The following is a 467-nucleotide window of genomic DNA, read 5'->3' as shown; positions in this document are numbered from 1 at the left end:
GCTCTGGGCCTGCCGCCCGAGCTGCCCGGCAGCGAGGCGGCCCCGCTGGCCGCCCGCCAGGTCTGGTGGGTGATGACGGCGTCGGCCACCGCGATGGGGATCTATCTCATCGCGATCCGCCGGGTGCCGATCACCATCCTCGGCGGAATCGTGCTCATCGTCGCTCCGCATCTGGCCGGTGCGCCGGAGGTGGCGGCGACGCCGTCCGAGCTTCCCGCCGGCCTCGCCGCGCAGTTCGCCGCGCGCTCGCTCGCCATCGCCTTCGTGTTCTGGGCGGTGATCGGCTTGGCCTTCGGGCGCGCCTGGCAGACCTTCGGCCCGAAGGCCGCGGCAGGCGCCCGTGGCTGACACGATCCTCTACGTCTGCACCACCTGCCGGATGGAGAGCGATGCGCCGGACGGCCCGCGCGCGGGCCCGACGGCGCCAACCGAAGCAAACAGTCACGTATACAAAACAGACCAAGACC

1 protein-coding gene is annotated in these 467 nt (G+C 71.9%); it reads left to right on the top strand.

From position 1 onward, the window contains the following. Positions 1 to 348, top strand: a 348-nt coding sequence (locus FV223_RS29810; RefSeq protein ID WP_187276316.1) for a CbtA family protein, incomplete at its 5' end; no start/stop codon positions are given. Between the last annotated feature and the right edge of the window lie 119 nt (positions 349 to 467).

This window comes from Methylobacterium sp. WL116 (genome assembly GCF_008039455.1).
Classification (GTDB): Bacteria; Pseudomonadota; Alphaproteobacteria; order Rhizobiales; family Beijerinckiaceae; genus Methylobacterium.
Note: the sequence above shows the minus strand (reverse complement) of the source record. Positions and strands in the feature narration are given on the sequence as shown.